The organism is Paenibacillus sp. O199 (assembly GCF_001636635.1).
In the GTDB taxonomy this organism is placed as follows: domain Bacteria; phylum Bacillota; class Bacilli; order Paenibacillales; family Paenibacillaceae; genus Paenibacillus; species Paenibacillus marchantiae.
This window is the reverse complement of the sequence record NZ_LGRP01000014.1, coordinates 97,467-114,636: the sequence shown is the minus strand read 5'-3', so window position 1 is coordinate 114,636 and position 17,170 is coordinate 97,467. Positions and strand designations below refer to the sequence as shown.

17 protein-coding genes and 1 pseudogene are annotated in these 17,170 nt (G+C 45.3%); all 18 read left to right on the top strand.

From position 1 onward, the window contains the following. Window positions 1-11: 11 nt before the first annotated feature. Window positions 12-2,045, top strand: coding sequence for a flagellar biosynthesis protein FlhA (flhA, locus tag A6049_RS20275; RefSeq protein WP_063566397.1), 2,034 nt, complete (start codon window positions 12-14; stop codon window positions 2,043-2,045). After that, entirely contained in the window at window positions 2,042-3,397 is a 1,356-nt protein-coding gene (gene flhF, locus A6049_RS20270) for a flagellar biosynthesis GTPase FlhF (RefSeq protein WP_063566396.1), read from the top strand. The genes flhA and flhF overlap by 4 nt, the downstream gene beginning before the upstream one ends. After that, a complete protein-coding gene (locus A6049_RS20265; protein ID WP_063566395.1) occupies window positions 3,394-4,281 on the top strand; it encodes a MinD/ParA family protein in 888 nt (295 codons plus the stop codon). The genes flhF and A6049_RS20265 overlap by 4 nt, the downstream gene beginning before the upstream one ends. 33 nt (window positions 4,282-4,314) lie before the next feature. Then, on the top strand, window positions 4,315-5,751 hold the full coding sequence (locus tag A6049_RS20260; RefSeq protein ID WP_063566394.1) for a protein-glutamate methylesterase/protein-glutamine glutaminase: 1,437 nt from the start codon (window positions 4,315-4,317) through the stop codon (window positions 5,749-5,751). Window positions 5,752-5,783: 32 nt separating this feature from the next. Beyond that, window positions 5,784-7,859 (top strand): chemotaxis protein CheA, encoded by a 2,076-nt coding sequence (locus A6049_RS20255; protein ID WP_063566393.1) that lies wholly within the window; start codon window positions 5,784-5,786, stop codon window positions 7,857-7,859. 42 nt (window positions 7,860-7,901) lie between these two features. Further along, a complete protein-coding gene (locus tag A6049_RS20250) occupies window positions 7,902-8,363 on the top strand; it encodes a chemotaxis protein CheW (protein WP_063566392.1) in 462 nt (153 codons plus the stop codon). A gap of 37 nt (window positions 8,364-8,400) precedes the next feature. Further along, a complete protein-coding gene (locus A6049_RS20245) occupies window positions 8,401-8,994 on the top strand; it encodes a chemotaxis protein CheC (protein ID WP_090807429.1) in 594 nt (197 codons plus the stop codon). Next, complete coding sequence (locus A6049_RS20240) at window positions 8,987-9,484, top strand: chemotaxis protein CheD (protein ID WP_063566391.1); 498 nt, start codon at window positions 8,987-8,989, stop codon at window positions 9,482-9,484. Before A6049_RS20245 ends, A6049_RS20240 begins: the two co-directional genes overlap by 8 nt. Before the next feature lie 3 nt (window positions 9,485-9,487). Next, a complete protein-coding gene (locus A6049_RS20235) occupies window positions 9,488-9,931 on the top strand; it encodes a hypothetical protein (RefSeq protein ID WP_063566390.1) in 444 nt (147 codons plus the stop codon). A 15-nt stretch (window positions 9,932-9,946) separates the two neighbouring features. Then, a pseudogene (locus A6049_RS20230) lies at window positions 9,947-10,734 on the top strand (FliA/WhiG family RNA polymerase sigma factor). Window positions 10,735-10,808: 74 nt separating this feature from the next. After that, window positions 10,809-12,218: a DUF342 domain-containing protein gene (locus tag A6049_RS20225; protein ID WP_063566389.1), complete on the top strand. Its 1,410-nt coding sequence runs from the start codon at window positions 10,809-10,811 to the stop codon at window positions 12,216-12,218. A 52-nt stretch (window positions 12,219-12,270) separates the two neighbouring features. Then, window positions 12,271-12,585 (top strand): hypothetical protein, encoded by a 315-nt coding sequence (locus A6049_RS20220; RefSeq protein WP_063566388.1) that lies wholly within the window; start codon window positions 12,271-12,273, stop codon window positions 12,583-12,585. 66 nt (window positions 12,586-12,651) lie between these two features. Next, a complete protein-coding gene (locus tag A6049_RS20215) occupies window positions 12,652-13,224 on the top strand; it encodes a DUF6115 domain-containing protein (protein ID WP_063566387.1) in 573 nt (190 codons plus the stop codon). 3 nt (window positions 13,225-13,227) lie between these two features. Continuing rightward, complete coding sequence (locus tag A6049_RS20210; protein ID WP_063566386.1) at window positions 13,228-13,860, top strand: endolytic transglycosylase MltG; 633 nt, start codon at window positions 13,228-13,230, stop codon at window positions 13,858-13,860. Between the two features lie 241 nt (window positions 13,861-14,101). After that, a complete protein-coding gene (gene rpsB / locus A6049_RS20205) occupies window positions 14,102-14,800 on the top strand; it encodes a 30S ribosomal protein S2 (protein WP_017689155.1) in 699 nt (232 codons plus the stop codon). 115 nt (window positions 14,801-14,915) lie between these two features. Beyond that, window positions 14,916-15,566 (top strand): translation elongation factor Ts, encoded by a 651-nt coding sequence (gene tsf, locus A6049_RS20200; protein ID WP_017689154.1) that lies wholly within the window; start codon window positions 14,916-14,918, stop codon window positions 15,564-15,566. A 232-nt stretch (window positions 15,567-15,798) separates the two neighbouring features. After that, window positions 15,799-16,527 (top strand): UMP kinase, encoded by a 729-nt coding sequence (gene pyrH, locus A6049_RS20195; RefSeq protein WP_024630245.1) that lies wholly within the window; start codon window positions 15,799-15,801, stop codon window positions 16,525-16,527. Next, window positions 16,527-17,081: a ribosome recycling factor gene (frr, locus tag A6049_RS20190; protein WP_063566385.1), complete on the top strand. Its 555-nt coding sequence runs from the start codon at window positions 16,527-16,529 to the stop codon at window positions 17,079-17,081. Before pyrH ends, frr begins: the two co-directional genes overlap by 1 nt. Window positions 17,082-17,170: the final 89 nt, after the last annotated feature.

The following is a 17,170-nucleotide window of genomic DNA, read 5'->3' as shown; positions in this document are numbered from 1 at the left end:
CCGTACATTCATTGAAAACAAAAGATATAGCTGTCCTTGCGGGTATCATCGGCATCGTGTTGATGATGATTCTCCCGATCCCAACCTGGTTGTTGGACATGTTGCTTGTCATCAATATCTCAATTGCACTGATGATACTGCTTGTTGCAATGAACAGCAAAGAGGCACTGCAATTTTCTATCTTTCCTGCTTTGTTGCTAATCACGACGTTGTTTCGATTGGCACTCAATATATCGACAACGAAACTGATTCTGGGAGAAGGAGACGCAGGTTCGGTAGTCGCTACCTTTGGTAGCTGGATAGCTGGTGGACAGATCGCAATTGGATTCATTGTGTTTCTGATTCTCGTCGTGGTTCAATTTATCGTTATTACGAAGGGATCAGAGCGTGTAGCTGAAGTCGCAGCACGATTCACCCTCGATGCGATGCCTGGTAAACAGATGAGTATTGACGCAGATTTGAATGCTGGTCTGATCAACGAGCAGCAAGCACGTGAACGTCGTTCCAAAATTGAACGCGAAGCTGACTTCTACGGCGCCATGGATGGAGCGAGTAAATTTGTAAAAGGAGACGCTATTGCGAGCATCATTATTCTCCTGATTAATCTCATTGGTGGATTTATCATCGGAATGACGGTTCATGGTCTCGATTTTGCAGAATCACTGTCTACCTATTCTGTGTTGACGATCGGGGATGGACTGGTCAGCCAGATTCCTGCACTCCTGATATCTACAGCAGCAGGTCTTATTGTAACAAGAGCATCATCGGAAGGGAATTTGGCCGATGACATTACGGGACAATTGTTTACATACCCGACGCTCCTTTATATTGTAGCTTTTGTAATAGCAATGCTCGGTTTTTTCACACCGATTCATATTATTACAACGTTGCCGCTTGCAGGTTTGCTGGCTTTTGCTGGATGGAGGATGCAGAATAATCTGAATCAGAAGCAAGAGGCAGAGGAGCAAATGGAAGAGGAGCAGCAGATTGAAGAAGTTAGAAGTCCGGAGAGTGTAATCAATCTTCTTCAGGTGGACCCTATTGAGTTTGAATTTGGTTACGGTTTGATTCCTCTGGCAGACAACCAGCAGGGCGGAGACTTATTGGATCGGATCATTATGATTCGTAGGCAATGTGCTCTTGAACTGGGATTAGTCGTTCCGGTTATCCGGATTCGGGATAATATCCAATTAAGACCGAATGAATATGTCATCAAGATTAAGGGTAATGTTGTTGGCGGCGGAGAACTGTTGTTGAATCATTATCTGGCTATGAGTCCGGGTTATGAAGAAGAATCTGTTACAGGGATCGAAACGACAGAGCCAGCTTTTGGTCTTCCAGCCTTATGGATAGATGAAGTAACCAAAGACAGAGCTGAACTTGCAGGATATACAGTTGTAGATCCTCCTTCAGTAGTAGCCACACATCTGACTGAATTGATTAAGAAGCATGCTCATGAGTTACTTGGCAGACAAGAAACGAAAGCACTTGTGGATAATCTCAGAGAGAATTATGCTGCGCTGGTGGATGAACTCATCCCATCCGTCTTATCCATCGGAGATGTACAGAAAGTACTCGCCAAGTTGTTGCGTGAGAAAGTTTCCATTCGTGATATGGTTACAATCTTCGAGACACTGGCGGACTACGGAACGTATACCAAAGACCCCGATGTACTGACGGAATACGTGAGACAATCCCTATCTCGTCAGATTACTCAGCAATTCTCCCAAAAAGGAGAAACGCTCAGAGTAATAACTGTTGGACCTGGTCTAGAGAAGAAAATTGCTGAGAGTGTACAGCAATCGGATCAAGGCAGTTACCTTGCATTAGATCCAGCTTCAACACAAAGTGTATATCAAAAGTTGACTGAACAAGTTAATCGATTGATCCAGTCGGGCCAGCAGCCTGTTGTATTAACTTCTCCAACCATTCGTATGTATCTGCGCCAGGTGATTGAACGCACCATGCAGGATATACCAGTGCTTTCCTATAGTGAGTTGGAGCCGAATGTTGAAATCCAAAGTGTCGGGGTGGTGAACTTATGAGAGTAAAACAATACGTCGTTGAGACCATGCCCGAAGCTATGCTTCAAATTCGCAAAGACCTGGGAAGTGATGCCGTCATTCTGTCCACCAAGGAAATCAAGGTGGGCGGTGTGCTGGGGATGTTCCGTAAGAAAAGGATCGAAGTTGTAGCAGCAGTGGATAAGGAAGAAAAAAAACAGGCAACAAAGCAAGTGCAAAACCAATTTACACCCGTACCTCGCGCATTTGTACCTGAAGCATATCGACAAACGGCTCGTTCGTTTGTCGTTGCTTCTGACGAATCGGCTGCGAGTATCGCTGAAAAAAATGTGCAAGAGAAAACTACGGATGCCACAGCTTTGTCTGAATCGAGTAAACTCGGTTCAGACATGAGCAACGGCAGATCTTCTTTGAGTATCGAGCATAAACCGCGACCGCAAGGGGCGGATTTTTCGGGTTTAACATCTGCCAGTGGGCAGCAGGAGCAGGCGAACGATCCGCAGCAGGGTCAACTGATGTCTGAATTGCAGGAGCTCAAACTGATGATGACCAAGTTGTCTAAGCAAGGAGCTTCGGCAGATCCGTTACCAGAGGAGTTCCACGCTCTTCGAGAAAGGTTGATGGAGCAAGACATTTGGCCAGAAGTATGGGAATCTTGGTTTGACGTTGTTCAGACGAAGCTCTCTGAAAAAGAATTAGATGAAGCAGAAGCCGTTCAAGCAGTTCAATTAGAAATATCACATTTTTTGGAGAAACGTATCGACGTGGGTATTTTGCCAACTACACGCATTGTATATGTAGCTGGGCCAACTGGCGTTGGTAAAACAACGACTATTGCCAAGCTGGCGGCTGAACAGATGTTCAACAATCAGCGAAAGGTAGGGTTCATCACTTCGGATACTTATCGTATCTCAGCGGTAGAACAACTTAGAACGTACGCATCCATTTTAAATGTCCCGCTAGAGGTCGTACAGTCCCCAGGTGATACACAACGTGCAATCTCCCGTCTTGAGGAATGTGATCTAATCTTCATGGATACAGCCGGAAGAAACTACAGAAATGAGTTGCTTGTTTCAGAACTGCAAAGCTTACTCGCGCCTGTGGAAAATAGTGAAACTTTTTTGGTTTTGAGCATGACTTCCAAAAGTGCCGATATGGTTCAAATAACGGAGCATTTCAGCAAATATGGGCTGGATAAGGTCATTTTTACGAAGATGGATGAGACCGGAAGCTGTGGCCCGATGTTTAACCTGCTGCATCGTTTTCCACTTAAACTTGCTTATGTGGCTAACGGACAAAATGTGCCGGATGATCTACTCAAGCCTGATGCGGATTCGCTGACCAAACAATTGTTAGGAGAGCTTGTACGATGAAGGACCAGGCAGCCTCACTCAGAAGTATGGTCTCCATGCCTAACGGAGTGGAGGGAAGAGGACGTGACTCACGCTCCTCCAAAATCATAACCGTTGCCAGTGGAAAGGGAGGGGTTGGTAAATCCAACTTTACACTTAACTTTGCACTGAGCTTACAGGCAATGGGGCAAAAGGTATTGGTGTTTGATGCAGATATAGGGATGGCGAATATTGATGTCCTAATGGGAACCTCTTCTCCTTATAATCTGTACCATCTGTTATACCGACAGAAATCCATACAGGAAATCATACAGCTTGGTGCAAGCGGGTTGCCTTATATCGCCGGAGGTTCGGGGATGAAAGAATTGTTCTCATTGTCAGATCGAGATCTGGAGTTTTTTGCTGGACAAGTTGAAGAGATTGCACAGGAGATGGACTATGTCATTTTTGATACAGGAGCAGGACTTTCCAGAGAAAATATGAAATTTATCGGTGCAGCCGATGAATGCCTGATTATCACCACACCTGAACCGACTTCAATAACCGATGCTTATGCTTTAGTTAAAGTTATGCATGGCCAGGAAAATGCCACACCCTTTCGGATGATCGTTAACCGGGCTGAAGACCAGCAAGAGGCGGAACGGGTGGCGGATAAAATAGCTGGAGTGGCAAAGAGATTTTTACAGATCGATATCCCGCTGCTTGGATATATTTCCGAAGATGCTCAGGTTGTAAAGGCAGTTAAAAGGCAAGTGCCATACAGTCTGGCATATCCGAATGCAAAAGCTTCCAGGGATATAGAGAAACTCGCACATCACTATTTGGCTGTACCTGCTGCTCCGGGATCCGAAACCTTGACAGGAATCAGAGGATTTATGAAAAAGTGGCTAAAGCGGACAACATGATTTCTGAATAAAGGAAACAGGGGTGGAAACAACATGGCGGTGTATCAAGTATTGGTTGTCGATGATTCCGCTTTTATGCGTAAAATTGTTTCGGATTTAATTGAAACAGATTCGGAGTTTAAGGTTACGGCAACAGCATCAAATGGTAAGGAAGCTATTCAAAAAGCAATAGATTTGAAGCCCGATGTCATCACAATGGACGTTGAGATGCCTGAAATGAATGGATTGGACGCATTAAAATCGATCATGAAGCAATCTTTCGTCCCGGTGATTATGCTCTCGGGTATCAATGAACAAGGCATGAAAGAGACCATCATGGCGCTCGAGGCCGGTGCGTTTGACTTCATTCGTAAGCCATCGATTGTGCATGATCAGGATATTGCCCAAGTGGGTAAAGCATTGGTTGAGCGGATGCGAGCAGCTATGGATGAAATCAAGCGAAAAGCCGATCGTGAAGCATCGATGAAGAAACGGGATGAAGCTCAGAGCAAACTGCTGCAACAGTCCCAGCGAGTTCAGGTTGATCCACCTCCTTTACAAGACCGAAAAGGTGCTTTGAAGAAAAAAATAGAACCTGCCCAGCCAGGAGCACGATTTGGCAGTGGACAAACTGATTCCTTACGAGCAAAACCGAAGCAACCTACTGTTCCACTGACGAAGCAGAATACGGGACATCTGGACAAAAAGTTGGAGCCTTTGCGAGATTCAAATCGAGCTTCGAATGCCAGTACTGACAGAATAGCTAAGGCAAACAAGCCAACGCAATCTCCCAAGGAAAACCGTTTGTCTTCTCGATTGGCAGAACAGGAGACAGCTGCAGCTTCAGCTGAACCATCCAAAGATATTGCCAAGGTAATTCCGTCTCATAAGGGAGCAGGAGGACCGGAAGGATCATTTAACAAACTTGTGGCTATTGGTTGTTCAACTGGGGGACCGAGAGCCCTCAAAACTTTGCTGGAACAACTGCCAGGTGATTTACCTGCTCCAGTCATTATTGTTCAGCATATGCCGCCCAACTTTACCCGATCCCTTGCCCAGCGATTGAATACGTTCAGTGAACTGCATGTGGTTGAAGCTGAGGAAGGCATGGTTCTACGAAAAGGAACGGCCTATATTGCTCCTGGCGGCTTTCATGTCAAAGTCAACAAAACTGCAGATGGAAGGTTCACCATAAAGCTGACAGAGGAAGAACCAGTCAATGGACACAGGCCTTCAGTCGATACAATGTTTGAGTCGCTGCTGCCGTACACTTCATTGCAAAGACATCTGGTTTTACTGACAGGGATGGGCAGTGATGGCGCTCGTATGATGAAAAAATTGTATGAAGCGGGTGTCACTTCAACCTTTGCAGAGAATGAAGAAACTTGTGTTGTGTATGGTATGCCGCGTTCTGCTGTAGAGCTGCAATGCGTGCGTCATCTTCTGCCATTGCAGGAGATTGCGCCTAAACTTGTTCAAGCTGTGAAATAAACGGAGTTAACTCATGGAGGAGGTGCCTCACAATGGACATGAATCAATATTTATCTATGTTTATTGATGAGTCTAATGATCATCTGCAGTCCCTTAACGAAAATATGCTTCAACTCGAAGGCAGTCCGGAGGATCTGGGAATTGTTCAGGTCATATTCCGCTCTGCTCATACGTTGAAGGGTATGGCTGCTACAATGGGTTTTGAGGATTTGGCATCATTGACGCACAAAATGGAAAATGTGCTGGATCTGGTGCGCAACGAAAAGTTGAAAATGCAGGATTTCATTTTTGATACCCTGTTCAAGAGTTTGGATGCTTTGGAAACAATGGTTCAGGATATTACCGAAGGCGGAGAGGGTAAAGCGGATGTTTCCTCCATCGTAGCTTCTCTCCAAGCCATTGAGAGTGGTGAATGGACGGGAGGTACTGCTCCCGTAGCCGCAGTAAACCAATCACCAAGTACAGCAACACCAAGTGCGGTTGAACTGGACGAATTCCAGTACTCCGTATTGGATCAGTCCATAGCCGAAGGCCACCGTGTGCTCTATGTTGAAGTTCTTGTCAGCGAGCAGAGCCAGCTGAAGGGCGTACGTGCTTATATGGTCTTTGATCTATTAGAACGCTCGGGTGAGGTTGTTAAATCGTTCCCAACAGTTCAGGATATTGAGCAAGAGAAGTTTGAGCGCAGTTTCTCGTTGTATTACATAACGACCAAAGAGGCGCAGGAACTTGAAAAAGGCATTATGAGCATCTCAGAAATTGAGAGTGCCAAAGTCATTCAGCTGGATCAAGAGACTCTTCAGCAGATGACCAATCAGGCAGCGGCAACAGCTGAAGTGGAAGCTGCACCTGTTCCTGCTCCAGTAGAAGCATCATCGGAACCGAGTTCTTCATCGAAAGAAGAACCAAAGAAACCAGTAGCCACCAAAACAGCTGCACCAAAACAAGCTGCTACACCTTCACGTACCATCCGTGTGGATATAGAACGTCTGGATGTACTGATGAACTTGTTCAGCGAGTTACTGATCGATCGTTCACGACTGGAGCAGTTGGCCAGCGAGACGGGTAATAATGATTTATCAGATACGGTAGCTCATCTGAGCAGAGTCAGTACAGATTTGCAAAATATTGTACTGAAATTGCGGATGGTTCCTGTGGATACGGTATTCAACCGTTTCCCGCGTATGATTCGTGACCTGGCTAAAACACTCGACAAAAAGATTGATCTGGTCATTACGGGTGCCGAAACGGAACTTGATCGGACGGTAATTGATGAGATCGGCGATCCGCTGGTGCATTTGCTGCGTAATGCAGTTGACCATGGTGTTGAATCGATCGCAGAGCGTGTGGCAGCTGGTAAACCTGAATTGGGAACAGTTAATCTTCGGGCTTTCCACAGCGGAAATCATGTATTTATCGAAATCGAAGATGATGGTAAAGGCATTTACCGCGATAACCTATTGAGAACAGCGGTCAAACGTGGGGTTGTTACCGAAGAACAAGGTGCCAAGATGAGCGATGATGAAGTGAACCAGCTGTTGTTTGCACCAGGCTTCAGTACCGCTGATAAAATCTCGGATATCTCCGGCCGTGGAGTAGGATTGGATGTTGTGAAATCCAAAATCACTTCTCTTGGTGGTAATGTAACCATTCATTCGACACCGGGTAAAGGTACCAACTTCTCTGTTCAGTTACCATTGACCCTGTCCATTATCGCTGCGATGCTTGTTCGACTTGGATCCGAGAAATACGCCGTTCCTTTGTCTTCCATTGTAGAGACAGCCATTGTACAACGCGAACAGGTTCGTAATATTCATGGCAATAAAATGATTACGTTCCGTGAGTCTCTAATTCCGTACCTGTCATTGAGCGAAGTTTTCGGAGTGCCTGATTTCAATGATGCGAACGAACAAGAAACTGAGATCGTGGTCATTCGCAAAGGTGAACGTCTTGCAGCTGTAGCCGTTGAAGAATTTATTGGGCAGAGTGAGATTGTTCTTAAATCGATGGGTACTTATCTTCCTTCCATTGAAGGGATCTCTGGTGCAACGATTCTGGGAGATGGTCAAGTAGCTCTGATTCTTGACCCTAATGCATTTATTAAATAAGCACACAAGATAAGTCTTACATTTAATAGGGAGGTTTTTTCCATGGAAGAAGAGTTGAAAGTCATTGTCTTTAAATTAGGTTCCGAAGAGTACGGTATTGAAGTAGACAAGGTTCAGACGATTGAGCGTATGATGCCTATTACCCGTGTACCTAAGACCTTCTCTTTTGTAAAAGGAGTTATTAACTTACGTGGTGTTGTTATTCCCGTCATTGATCTACGTGGTCGATTCTCTTTGCCAGAAACAGAATACACCGATCAAACTCGTATTGTCATTGTAGGTGTGGACGATATGCAAGTTGGCTTTATCGTTGACTCTGCCAATGATGTTATTGACATCAAGCGTGACGCTATTGATAGTCCGCCTGAAGTGGTTGGTGGAGTTAAAGCAAGATACCTGCGCGGTGTAGCCAAGCTGGAGGATGCGCGCTTGTTGATTATGCTTAACCTGAACGAAGTATTAAATAAAAGCGAGGTTGTACAGCTGGAAAGTATTGAGGGCTAACACCGTGGAACTGTTCAACCGATTTGAGGGATTCCAAATGGATGTGCTCAAAGAGGTCGGTAACATTGGAGCAGGCAACGCCGCAACGGCGTTGTCTCAGCTTCTCAATAGACCGATTGACATGGGTGTGCCTACAGTACAGATGCTTCCTTTTGAAGAAGTTGCTGAAAAAGTGGGCGGAGATGAACGTATAGTTGTTACTGTATTTCTTCGTGTTGAAGGCGAAGCACCAGGCAATCTGTTCTTTATGATGGCACCTGAGGCTGCCAAAATGCTGTTGAACCGGCTTGCTGGTTTTGATTTGAAGGAAGGTCTTGCATTCACGGAAATGGAACAGTCGGCTCTATCCGAAATCGGGAATATATTGGCCGGTTCATACCTTTCTTCTTTGGCAGATTTCACGAAACTATCTATGTATCCGACCGTTCCCGGACTTGCTATTGATATGGCAGGTGCCATTTTGAGTTATGGTCTGTTGCAGTTTGGTGAAATGGGCGACGATGCATTATTGATTGACACATCTTTCTTTGAAGGTGAAGATCAGGTAGAGGGTCAATTTTTCCTGATTCCGGATCCGCCTTCATTTGCTAAGATATTTGAATCTCTAGGGGTGCCACTGGATCATGATTGAAGACAAAAGCGTCGTTAAAGTCGGTATGGCGGATTTGAACATTGCTCATCTACCCGGCGTAATCCGTACGACTGGCTTGGGCTCTTGTGTGGGATTAACGATGTATGATCCGCATTTGAAGCTTGCCGGAATGGCGCATGTCATGCTCCCCACTTCAGAGATAGCTCGTGAAGGAACGTTGAACAAAGCCAAATATGCGGATACGGCATTGCCGGAATTGTTACAAAGAATGATACAACTCGGTGCATCTCGTTCACGTATTGTGTCCAAAATGGCTGGAGGGTCTCAGATGTTTGCCTTCGCGGGGGCAGGAGATACAATGCGTATCGGACCGAGGAATGCGGATTCTTGTCGGGAATGGTTAGAAAAGCTTGGGATTCCACTTCTTGCCGAAGATACCGGTGGGAATTACGGACGAACGATTGAAATGGACTGTGAAACTGGACTTTTGACTATTCGAAGTGTCCAAATGGGTGTAAAGGAACTATAAGACATGATAGGAAACTACCGTATTAATCTTGGAGCAGGCATAGTCGGATTTATTCTGACTTTTTTTGTAGCATACAGCAGCAATGTGTTGTTGACCAGTTTAATTCGCGGGTTAATCGGCTTTGTAGCCTGGTTTGTCCTTGCTTATGGTTTACGCTGGGGACTGGGATTGCTGCTGAACCCTTCATCAGAGGGGAATGGGTATGGTTATGATTCACCGGGCGCTCAAGAACTAAGAGGTTCACAGGTGGACATTAAACTCGAAGACGATGGACAAGAGCTGAACGAATTGCTCAAACATGGACAGAACGCCTCCTCTGGGGAGAACCTTCCACCATCTGAGACGAAAGCTCCAACGGGATTTGCCCCTTTGGATCCGCCTAAACTTGTCCGGACCAAAGATCCGGAGGAGTTGGCGCAGGCCGTTCGTCACCTGACAGACAAATAAGGAGGGTGAAAGCAATTGAACGAGCGTAAAGCTTCACATTTGAACCATGCTGACTTGTGGGAAAAGTGGAAAGAACAAGGCGATCTTGATGCCAAGAAAAGTTTGATCGAAAAATATCTTCATATTGTAAACTATGTATCCGGGCGTTTGGCTGTCGGTCTGCCCAAAAATGTCCCGAAAGATGATCTGGAGAGCAATGGAGTTATGGGATTGATTGATGCGTTGGAGAAATTTGACTATGAACGTGGTCTTCAATTTGAGACGTCGCATCCTGGCGGGTGCGCGGTGCAATCCTTGATGGTTTGCGTCAGGGAGATTGGGTTCCTCGTTCCGTGCGGGAGAAAGCGAAGCGGATTGAAGATGCTTACCAGCAACTAGAGCAGACATATTTGCGCTCTGTTAGTGACGAAGAAATGAGTCAATATCTCGACGTGTCTACGAAAGACTTTCAACATATGCTTCAGGAAGTGGCTGTTATGTCGCTTTGCTCTCTGGAAGACCCGATTCGTGAAGAAGAGTCTGAGACTCGACTTTCATTAATGGTCGATGAAAAAGCCAAAAACCCGGATTATAAAGTAAATGAATTCTACTTAAAAGAAGCTTTAGTGCAAGGGCTTGAAAAATTGACGGTCAAAGAGAGAACGGTTGTTTCACTTTTATATTATGAAGATCTTTCTCTTAGCGAGATTGCTGAGGTTATGTCTCTTTCTCCGTCACGTATCTCGCAGCTGCACTCAAAGGCCATCTTACGGTTACGTGGAACGCTGGATAAACAGAAAGACTTGCTTATGCGTAAAGATTAATATAGTAATATATGAATAGAGAGCTTTAACATTGGATATTGGGGAGTGGAAAGTCTAAAGGGGGAAGAAATGCATTGACACAGCAGACTGTTTTGGAACAGTGTTTGAGCATTGTTTTATCAGATGATAAAAGTACGGCCTACCTTGAATTTTCCAAACAGGAAGAAGGTTTTACCTGTACACCGGATGAACTCGAAAAATTTATTGCGAGTCAGGGTATTAAGTATGGTGTGCTGCGCGAAGCGTTGCTTGTTTTTGTGAGTCATCCTGAGACTTATGTGAAGGATCGATACAAGATTGCCGAAGGTATTAAACCAGTACCGGGAACGAATGGCTTTATTAAAGTGCTAGTGGGCATGGACGATTCCAATGAACGGCGACCTTTGGAAGCAGAGAACGGAACAGTCGATTACAAAGAAGTGACTCGCTTAAACAATGTTCGAACAGGTCAAATCATTGCCGAACGAATTCCTCCTGTGGACGGCATGGTGGGAAGGGCTGTAACAGGTGAAGAAATACCATTTCGTCCAGGGAAAGAAGCACGCTTCAAAGTGGGGAAAAATGTTGTCGTTAACCCTGATGGATCTGCGATGTATGCCGCTCTGGATGGATTGGTTACCAAAACAGACGGCAACAAATTGAATGTGTTTCCGGTATACGAGGTCAATGGCGATGTGGATTATAACACCGGTAACATCGATTTTGTGGGTACAGTTGTCATTCGCGGCAATGTGCTTACCGGATTTAAAGTAAAAGCGGCAGGGGATATACGTGTCGTCGGAGGTGTCGAGGGAGCGGAGCTGGAAGCAGGTGGCTCTGTCGAAATTACCGGCGGTATTATTGGTTATAACAAAGGGCTTATACAAGCAGGACATAATGTGAAATGTACCTTTATTCAAGAAGGCAACGTCGATGCGGCTGAAAATGTCCTGGTATCCCAAAGTATTATGCATTCCACGATTCGTGCAGGTCATGCGGTAATCTGTGAAGGCACCAAAGGGCTTATCGTTGGCGGGTCGATCCAGGCTGGAGAAAACGTCTCAGCACGCGTCGTTGGCAACAGTATGTCTACTGTGACTTCCATTGAAGTAGGGGTATTGCCTAAGCTCCGTAATGAGTTGAGTGACTTGCGTAAGGAAATCAGAGAGCAGATGGATGCTTTGGATAAAACGAAAAAAGCTTTGACATTATTGGATCAGTTAGCTGCTGCAGGCCAACTGAGCCCGGATAGAATGTCCATGCGAATCAAACTGAGTGCTACACAAAAATCTGCCCTTCGTCTTAGCGAGGAAACCAAAACACGTATCTTTGAAATTGAGAAGGTTCTTGAAGATACAAGCAGGGCTCGCGTTGATATTCATAAGATGATTTATGGAGGCTCTAGAATAGTTATCGGCAGATACACCAAATTTATTAAAGATCCGGTAAGTCGAATATCTTTTTATTATCATGATGGGGATATAACAATGGTTCCATTCGTTTAAGTACAGCATTCAAGCACATGAAGAAATCCATTCGATACCGAGAGGTGAGCGTATGAGTTTCAAAGCAGTTGAGTTGCAGATTGCCGTACCTAGAACAAGTGAGGCGGGGCGTTATCAGAATGAAGCCCAGCAGAGACCGGTCATTGACCAGACCCTGCTAGCGGAACAAACGGCCAAAGAAGCAAATGAAGCAAGGCAACGAAGCGAGGCACTGGATGAAACAGCGCACACAGATGTACGCGATGGTCAATCTAGAAACAAAGAGCAGCAGAGCGGCTCCAACGAACCTGAAGCTACTTCAGCGCTGGAAACTGTCAAACCTGCCGAGCATCCGTACAAAGGAAAACATATTGACCTGTCGTTGTAATGGATGACATGTGACTCACATGTAGTCTTGAGCACCGATGGCTGCATTAAAAGGAGAGAACCCAATTTGTCACCATGGATCATTATTGTCATATTAGGAGCCTGCGCAATTGCATACGCGCTTATCATGCCCAAGAAAAACAAAGTGCAGGAGCCTGGGCATCACCTGGTGCAAGAGATGGAATCTACGCTTGAACATTATATGGCTGAGATAGAAAACGACAATGATGCTCTCATTCAGCGTGTTGCTGAAATGAAGGGTGAGGCGACGGCGGCAGATCAGCGTATGCAATCACAGCTTCAGGAATTACAGCGGAGGCTGGATCAACTGGAAGAAAGTAAAACGACAGAAGCAGACGCATCCTCCAATATAATTCCGGTACATAGCACAAGCGGATTGCAAGCTCAAGCGCTTGTAGACAGTGTGCGAGCAGATTCGGCCCAACAGGTGTCAGAAGCAGAAGAGCAGACCTCTGAACAAGAATCTACGCCTCTACGTGAATCCATTAAGGACCGATATGCAGAGTTGTTTAATTTATATGCCGAAGGAAAGTCAGTGGATGCTATTGCCAAGCAGACGGGCATACAACGTGGAGAAGTACAGCTGATTTTGCAGCTGGCAGAACGGGAGGAGAGCTAACAGATGGACAAGCGCTCCTTATGGATTGGACTTGGAAGTGGCATGATTGTTGGTGCGGTATTGCTGCAGCTGGCAATGGTTGGACAAAACGCATTGTCTGAGAGTAGTCTCGACCCCGAGCTGGCTACAGCCAACCTGACGAAGGAACAGCTGGAAGCGGCCGCCAAGAGCATGGATATGAAGCTTGTAGCTTCTGATGATGAGCTGTATACAGAGGCTGAGTGGGTAAATAAGAAGAAACAGGAAAGCAGTGAACTACAGGGAAAAACGGCAACGGCACCTGAAGCCACAGATTCTGCTGTGAAACCGGAGCAACCCGACGATCCAAAGCAACCTGTCAACAATGAAAGCGACAAACAGAACGAAGTCACTCAGCCAGAGACGATCGAGCCGTCAACTCCTAACAGTCCCGAAGTTGCGGCTACCGTATCTTTCAAAGTACGTTCAGGAAACAGTCTGGCCATTGTGGCGGGGAATTTGGAGAAAGCCGGTATTGTAGATAGTGCACAAGCTTTTATTAAGGCTGGCAGAGCAGAGCGAATTAATACCAAAATACAAGTCGGCACCTATGACTTGGAAAAAGGCGAAAGTTTCAAATCGATTATTGCCAAGATTACAAAAGAACCGTCAAACTGAGTGCGCTCAGGCAGGGCGGTTTTTTTGTATAAATAATGACAAGTTTTGTGTCGCCATCAAGGAACGGAAATTTGCTTTGAAAGACTGTTGCATCAGGCAATCAGTTATGCTATATTAGATAACGGTGTTAAAACACACGCATGTGCTAATTTTGTTGAGGGTGCTTTCCTGATGGAGAGTCTTGGCGAAAAATGATGCCGGCGGAGGACACAATAAAAACCATATTAGGAGGTGTGTGAAGATGGCAGTAATCTCCATGAAGCAGCTTCTCGAAGCTGGGGTACACTTCGGTCACCAAACTCGTCGTTGGAACCCAAAAATGGATCGTTATATCTTCACTGAAAGAAACGGAATTTACATCATCGATTTGCAAAAAACGGTGAAAAAAGTCGAAGAGGCTTACAATTTCGTTAAAGGAATCGCAGGAGAGAATGGTAAAATTCTTTTCGTGGGTACTAAGAAACAAGCTCAAGATTCCGTTAAAGAAGAAGCTGAACGTGCTGGTCAATTCTACATTAACCAACGCTGGCTCGGCGGTACCCTGACTAACTTCCAAACTATTCAAAAACGTATTGATCGTTTGAAACAGTTGGAAGCTTGGGAAGAAGACGGTACATTCGCTGTATTGCCTAAAAAAGAAGTAATCTTGCTTCGCAAAGAAAAAGATCGTCTGGAGAAATTCTTGGGCGGTATTAAAAATATGAAAGGCCTGCCAAGCGCCCTGTTCATCATCGATCCACGCAAAGAGCGTATCGCTGTTGCGGAAGCTCGCAAATTGGGTATCCCAATTGTAGGTATCGTTGATACTAACTGCGATCCGGACGAGATCGATTATGTTATCCCAGGTAATGACGACGCGATCCGCGCTGTTAAATTGCTGACAGGTAAAATGGCTGACGCAGTAATCGAAGCTAACCAAGGCGAAGAAACTTCCGCTTAATAGATTCGAACATATGTTATAAACTAAATGAAAAGGGTGGTTGGCAGGTGGATAACCTCTCACTGCCCTTTTTTTAGAGTGTACGTACAATACTTAATGTTGGAGGGAATTTATAATGGCAGTTAATGCGAGTGCAGTAAAAGAACTTCGCGAAAGAACGGGCGCTGGTATGCTCGATTGTAAAAAAGCACTGGAAGAAGCAAACGGTGATGTAACAAAAGCAGCTGAATTGTTGCGTGAGAAAGGTCTTTCTGCAGCAGCAAGCAAAGCAGGCCGTGCAGCAACTGAAGGCGTTGTAGAATCTTACATCCACGCTGGTGGACGCATTGGTGTCTTGGTTGAAGTTAACTGTGAAACTGACTTCGTTGGTAAAACGGATCAATTTAAGGATTTCGTTAAAGATGTAGCTATGCAAATCGCTGCAGCTAATCCTAAATTCGTTAAACGCGAAGAAGTTCCTACAGATGAGCTGGAAAAAGAAAAAGAAATCCTGAAAGCTCAAGCTCTTAATGAAGGCAAACCAGAGAAAATCATTGAAAAAATGGTTGAAGGCCGTATCGGTAAATACTACGAAGAGTACTGCCTGATGGAACAAACTTTCGTTAAAGATCCAGACAAAACGATCTCCCAATTGCTGAACGAAAAAATCAGCCAAATTGGTGAAAATATCTCCATCCGTCGTTTCGTTCGTTACGAACTGGGTGAAGGTCTTGAGAAAAAAGTAGACAACTTCGTAGAAGAAGTAATGTCCCAAGTAAACAAATAAGACGGTTTTACTAAACCGGCAAGCAGGATTGATTTTCGAAGATATAAGAATGATGAAACTTCGAAGCGTAAACTCCCTTATATCTCAGGAAAACAGTGCCTTACCGGTTAAACGTTTTTCCTAAAAGAGCGGAACACAACTGTGTTCCTTTCTTTTTAAGCAGGAGGCCATGCGCGAGGAGTTTTGTTGGTTGAACATCGAGGGTGTTCAATTCAAAGTGGAGGGTGAATAATTGGAACAGCCAGTATTTAAACGTGTTGTCTTAAAGGTCAGCGGAGAGTCTCTTTCCGGTCAAAATGGCTACGGTATTGATGCAGAGACGATCTCGTCGATTGCCCAGCAAGTAAAAGAAGTAGTTGAACTAGGTGTACAGGTTGCTATCGTATGCGGCGGCGGAAACATCTGGCGCGGAATTGCCGGTAGCGAAAACGGCATCGATAGAGCAACTGCCGATTATATGGGGATGCTGGCGACGGTTATGAACTCGCTCGCCCTGCAAGATGCACTGGAACAGATTGAAGTGCCTACACGCGTACAGACATCGATTGCCATGCAACAAATTGCAGAGCCTTATATTCGTCGTAGAGCTATTCGTCATCTGGAGAAAGGCCGGGTTGTTATTTTTGCAGCAGGTACAGGTAACCCGTTCTTTTCCACGGATACAACAGCAGCACTGCGCGCAGCGGAGATTGAAGCAGAAGTTATCTTGATGGCCAAAAATAAAGTCGATGGTGTATACTCAGCAGATCCGTTTAAGGACAGTACAGCTGTGAAATTTGATCAGTTGACTTACATGGATATTCTTAACAAAGACCTTGGTGTAATGGATTCGACGGCATCCTCGCTTTGTAAGGACAACAACATCCCGTTGATCGTATTTGCCATTACGGAACAAGGTAACATCAAGCGTGTTGTTCTGGGTGAACGTATCGGAACAATCGTTAAAGGGAGTGTAGATTAATGCCACAAGCGGTTAAACAACATGCCGAAGAGCGTATGGAAAAAGCAATTCAAGCATTGCGTCGTGACCTGGCTACTTTGCGTGCAGGCCGTGCAACTCCAGCTCTTCTGGACCGAGTTCAGGTAGAGTATTATGGGGCTATGACGCCATTGAATCAACTCGCTAATATCAGTACTCCGGATTCCCGTACACTGATGATTCAACCTTGGGACAAATCTTCCATGGGTGATATCGAGCGTGCCATCATGAAATCGGATCTGGGTCTTACTCCAGCCAATGATGGTAGCATGATCCGTTTGTCTATTCCGGCATTGACGGAAGAACGCAGAGCGGAACTTGTGAAGCTGACGAAGAAGTTCGGTGAAGAAGGTAAAGTAGCGATTCGTAACATTCGCCGTGATGCGAATGATGACATTAAGAAAATGGAGAAGTCAGACATTTCCGAGGATGAATCCCGGAGACATCAGGACGATATCCAAAAATCGACCGACAAGTTTATTGCTGAAGTCGATAAGGTACTCGCTGCCAAAGAAAAAGAAATCATGGAAGTGTAAGACAAGCGCAGCCCCTCCAATACGGTGGGGTTTTGTCTCTTTTTCCAAGCTTCAGGTGAAGAAACTTCAGGGATTTTGGAGGAACAGGA

Excerpts from the sequence above, each read along its gene's own strand:
- tsf (WP_017689154.1), top strand. The coding sequence starts at position 14,916 with ATGGCAGTTAATGCGAGTGCAGTAAAAGAACTTCGCGAAAGAACGGGC.
- A6049_RS20260 (WP_063566394.1), top strand. The coding sequence starts at position 4,315 with ATGGCGGTGTATCAAGTATTGGTTGTCGATGATTCCGCTTTTATGCGT.
- A6049_RS20210 (WP_063566386.1), top strand. The coding sequence starts at position 13,228 with ATGGACAAGCGCTCCTTATGGATTGGACTTGGAAGTGGCATGATTGTT.
- A6049_RS20240 (WP_063566391.1), top strand. The coding sequence starts at position 8,987 with ATGATTGAAGACAAAAGCGTCGTTAAAGTCGGTATGGCGGATTTGAAC.
- A6049_RS20250 (WP_063566392.1), top strand. The coding sequence starts at position 7,902 with ATGGAAGAAGAGTTGAAAGTCATTGTCTTTAAATTAGGTTCCGAAGAG.
- A6049_RS20265 (WP_063566395.1), top strand. The coding sequence starts at position 3,394 with ATGAAGGACCAGGCAGCCTCACTCAGAAGTATGGTCTCCATGCCTAAC.
- A6049_RS20245 (WP_090807429.1), top strand. The coding sequence starts at position 8,401 with ATGGATGTGCTCAAAGAGGTCGGTAACATTGGAGCAGGCAACGCCGCA.
- rpsB (WP_017689155.1), top strand. The coding sequence starts at position 14,102 with ATGGCAGTAATCTCCATGAAGCAGCTTCTCGAAGCTGGGGTACACTTC.
- A6049_RS20255 (WP_063566393.1), top strand. The coding sequence starts at position 5,784 with ATGGACATGAATCAATATTTATCTATGTTTATTGATGAGTCTAATGAT.
- A6049_RS20235 (WP_063566390.1), top strand. The coding sequence starts at position 9,488 with ATGATAGGAAACTACCGTATTAATCTTGGAGCAGGCATAGTCGGATTT.
- flhF (WP_063566396.1), top strand. The coding sequence starts at position 2,042 with ATGAGAGTAAAACAATACGTCGTTGAGACCATGCCCGAAGCTATGCTT.
- frr (WP_063566385.1), top strand. The coding sequence starts at position 16,527 with ATGCCACAAGCGGTTAAACAACATGCCGAAGAGCGTATGGAAAAAGCA.
- A6049_RS20220 (WP_063566388.1), top strand. The coding sequence starts at position 12,271 with ATGAGTTTCAAAGCAGTTGAGTTGCAGATTGCCGTACCTAGAACAAGT.